The organism is Microbacterium sp. Kw_RZR3 (genome assembly GCF_029222405.1).
In the GTDB taxonomy this organism is placed as follows: domain Bacteria; phylum Actinomycetota; class Actinomycetes; order Actinomycetales; family Microbacteriaceae; genus Microbacterium.
Window position 1 is genome coordinate 1 of the sequence record NZ_JARHXC010000205.1, and the last position, 3,711, is coordinate 3,711.

General features: G+C 68.0%; 3 protein-coding genes. All 3 read right to left on the bottom strand.

Annotation, left to right across the window (positions count from 1 at the left end):
* Positions 1 to 40 precede the first annotated feature (40 nt).
* From P2P98_RS11340 to P2P98_RS11350, 3 genes are read right to left on the bottom strand one after another with little or no spacing between them, the layout of a single operon-like run.
* Positions 41 to 1,060 carry a sugar ABC transporter permease YjfF gene (locus P2P98_RS11340; RefSeq protein WP_275799884.1) on the bottom strand — a complete coding sequence of 340 codons (1,020 nt, stop codon included), beginning with the start codon at positions 1,058 to 1,060 and terminating at the stop codon, positions 41 to 43.
* On the bottom strand, positions 1,060 to 2,103 hold the full coding sequence (locus P2P98_RS11345) for an ABC transporter permease (RefSeq protein ID WP_275799885.1): 1,044 nt from the start codon (positions 2,101 to 2,103) through the stop codon (positions 1,060 to 1,062). The genes P2P98_RS11340 and P2P98_RS11345 overlap by 1 nt, the downstream gene beginning before the upstream one ends.
* Positions 2,100 to 3,701 (bottom strand): sugar ABC transporter ATP-binding protein, encoded by a 1,602-nt coding sequence (locus tag P2P98_RS11350; RefSeq protein ID WP_275799888.1) that lies wholly within the window; start codon positions 3,699 to 3,701, stop codon positions 2,100 to 2,102. Before P2P98_RS11350 ends, P2P98_RS11345 begins: the two co-directional genes overlap by 4 nt.
* Positions 3,702 to 3,711: the final 10 nt, after the last annotated feature.

A 3,711-nucleotide genomic window follows, 5' to 3' on the forward strand; every position in this document is an offset into this window, starting at 1 on the left:
GCCCGCGTGTAGCGGTGATCGCTAACACGGCGCGGGAGCATCACCGGCTGAGCGCGGAGCGCGACACGATGATGCGCTGTACCACCACGAACAGCAGCAGGAGCGCGCCGACGGTGATGCGCGTCCAGGACTGCTCGGCGCCCGAGAACGAGATGATCGTGCGGATGAGGCCGTACACGAACACGCCGATCATCGAGCCGATCACGAACCCGCTGCCGCCGGTGAGGAGCGTCCCCCCGATGACGACCGCGGCGATCGTGTCGAGCTCGGTCCCCACGCCGTTGAGGGGGTACCCGGCACCGGAGTACGCCGTCAGGACGATGCCCGCGAGGCCCGCGCACACCCCGCTGATGACGTAGACCGACAGTTTCGTCCGCACGACCGGCAGACCCATGAGCCGGGCCGACTGCTCGTTGCCGCCGACCGCGTAGACCGTGCGACCGAAGCGCGTGTAGCGGAGCACGAAGGCCGCGATCGCGACGGTCAGCAGGGCGATGATGCCCGTGGGGGTGATGTACCAGCCGGCGAACGAGAACCGCGTGGACTGCAGCCACAGGATGCCGTCGTTCTCGACCTTGATCGACTCGAGGCTCACCACGAACGCGAGTCCGCGGGCGAGGAACATGCCGATCAGCGAGGCGATGAACGGTTGCACGTCGAAGAACTGCACGAGCACGCCGATCAAGAGGCCGATCGCCGCGCCGATGAGCACCATCGCGGGGACCGCCACGGCCACCGGGACCCCGTCACCGAGGAGCTTGGCGCACAGGATGCCGGTGAACGCCATGACCGCGCCGACCGACAGGTCGATGCCCCCGGTGAGGATGACGAAGGTCATGCCCACGGCGAGGACCAGGAGGTACGCGTTGTCGAGCAGGATCGACGACATGATGCGCGGCAGCTGGAAGTTCGGGAAGTAGGCCATCGAGCCCGCGATCATGATGATCAGGATGGCCACGGCGGCGAACACCGGGACCCACGAGATGTGACGGCTGAGGAAGCGCCGGTACGCGCTGATCGACGACGCGGCGCCGCGCTCCGGGGCGGTGAGAGTGGTCATCAGGACAGCACCTTTGCGTCAGGACGGCGGGTGAGCGGACGGGCGGCGGAACGACCGGCCGTCTGGAAGAACGAGCGGAACCGCGGCGACTGCAGCAGCACCACGATGAGCACGGCCGCGGCCATGAACACCGGGCTGACCGCGGGTGGGACGCCGAGGAAGGTGATCGTGCTCTTGAGCGTCTGGATCGTGAAGACGCCGACCACGGTGCCCGCGATGCTGAACTTGCCGCCCGCGAGCGAGGTGCCACCGAGCACCACCGCGAGGATGGCATCCAACTCGATGTAGAGGCCCGCCGCGTTCGCGTCGGCCGCCATGATGTTCGAGCTGTAGAGGATGCCGGCGATACCCGCGAGCGTGCCGCTGGCGATGTAGGCACCCCAGATGATGCCGCGCGAGCGGACACCGGCGAGGCGGCTCGCCTCGGGGTTGATGCCCACCGCTTCGGTGAGCATGCCGAGAGCGGTACGACGCTCGAGGACCCCGACCACGATCACGGCGACGATCGAAACGTAGAACGCGAAGGGCAGGCCCAGCACGTAACCCTGCGCCATGAACTGGTACGGGTCGCTGTTGATCGTGGTGATGAAGCCCTTGGTGATCAGCAGGGCGACACCGCGGCCGGCGAGCATCAGCACAAGCGTGGCGATGATCGGTTGGATGCCGAGCACCGAGACCAGGAACCCGTTCCAGACGCCGAGCAGCAGAGCGGTTCCCACCGCCGCGACGATCGCGATCATCACGACGCCGAGGTTCCCCGGTTCGGGGGACGCTTCGATGATGGTGAGCGCGACGGCGCCGGACACCGCCATGATCGCGCCGACCGAGAGGTCGATGCCGCGGGTGGCGATCACGAGCGTCATGCCGAGCGCGACGAGCATGAGCGGTGCGCTGTTGCGCAGGATGTCGATCAGCGACCCGTAGAGCTGCCCGTTCTGCACCGTGATGCTGAGGAACGACGGCCGCGAGATCGTGTTGACGGCGATCAGGGCGATGAGCGCCGCGATCGGCCAGACGAGGCGGTGCGTGAGGAACTTCTTCATGCGATCTTCTCCCGATCGGACGGCGATGTCTCGGGGGCGGTTGCGGGCGTGGTCGGCTCCGCCTGACCTTCGGCGATGTATGCCACGAGGCCGTCGAGATCGACGTCCTTGGTGGCCAGTTCGCCGATCTTACGACGGTCGCGGAGCACGGCCACGCGCTGGGCGAGGCGCAGGACCTCTTCGAGCTCGGAGGAGATGAAGATGACCGACAGGCCCTTCTCAGCGAGCTCGGCGACCTTGCGTTGGATGTCGGCCTTGGCGCCGACGTCGATGCCGCGCGTGGGCTCATCGAGGATGAGCAGCTCCGGTGCCGTGGCGAGCCAACGGGCGAGCAGCACCTTCTGCTGGTTGCCACCCGAGAGGTTGCGGATCAGGGCGTTCGGGTTGGCCGGGCGGACACCGAGGGCGGTGATGTACTCGTCGACGATCGCCTGCTTCTCGGCGGCGCCCACGCGACGGAGTGCGCCGCGACGGGCCTGCACACCGAGGATGATGTTCTCGGCCACCGTGAGGTCGCCGACGATGCCCTCGGCGCGACGGTCCTCGGACGAGAAGGCGATACCGCGATCGAGCGCGTGTCGGGGCGAGCCGGTGCGAGCGGACGAACCACCCACCTCCAGGGAACCGCCATCGGTGCGGTCCGCCCCCGCGATGAGACGCGCGAGCTCCGTACGGCCGGAGCCGAGGAGACCCGCGAGCCCGACGACCTCGCCCCCAAACACTTCGAGGTCGACGGGCTCGAGGGCGTTCTTGCGGCCGAGGCCGATGGCCCGCAGCACGGGGGTGCCGGACCGGTCGATCGGGCGCTCGGCGCTGGCGGAGATGGCATCCAACTCGCCGAGCTCGCGGCCGATCATCTTGGCGACGAGTTGTTCGCGGCCGAGTTCTTCGACGGGGTACTCCCCCACCAGCGTGCCGTTGCGGAGCACGGTCAGGCGGTCGGAGATCTCGTAGATCTGGTCGAGGAAGTGCGAGACGAACAGGATCGCGACGCCGCGGTCGCGGAGATCGCGCACGACGCCGAAGAGCTGCTCGACCTCGCCGCGGTCGAGGCTGGACGTGGGCTCGTCGAGGACGAGCACCTTGGTGTCGACCACCATGGCGCGACTGATCGCGACGAGCTGCTGGATCGCGATCGAGTGGCTCGCGAGGATCGACCGCGTGTCGATGCGCACGCCGAGCTCGGAGAGATGACGTTCGGCGGCCGCGTGGGTCGCCTTCCAATCGATCATGCCCGCGCGGCGGACCTCCTGACCGAGCATGACGTTCTCGCCGACGGTGAGGTTCTGGCAGAGGTTGACCTCTTGATAAACGGTGGCGATGCCCGCCGCCTGCGCGTCGGCGGTGGCGCGGAAGAGCCGCTGCTCGCCATCGACGCGAATGGTGCCGGCGTCGATGCCGTAGACACCGGTGAGGGCTTTGATGAGCGTGGACTTGCCGGCGCCGTTCTCGCCCATGAGGGAGTGGACTTCGCCGGGGTAGAGGGTGAAGTCGACCCCGTCGAGGGCCTTCACTCCGGGGAAGGTGATGCTGATTCCTCGCATCTCGACCACGGCGGCCTGCGGGCCGGGGGCCGCTGCAGCACGTTCGGATGTCATGCTCGATCGC

Coding starts and splice junctions, on each gene's coding strand:
- P2P98_RS11350 (WP_275799888.1), bottom strand. CDS start 3,701: ATGACATCCGAACGTGCTGCAGCGGCCCCCGGCCCGCAGGCCGCCGTG.
- P2P98_RS11345 (WP_275799885.1), bottom strand. CDS start 2,103: ATGAAGAAGTTCCTCACGCACCGCCTCGTCTGGCCGATCGCGGCGCTC.
- P2P98_RS11340 (WP_275799884.1), bottom strand. CDS start 1,060: ATGACCACTCTCACCGCCCCGGAGCGCGGCGCCGCGTCGTCGATCAGC.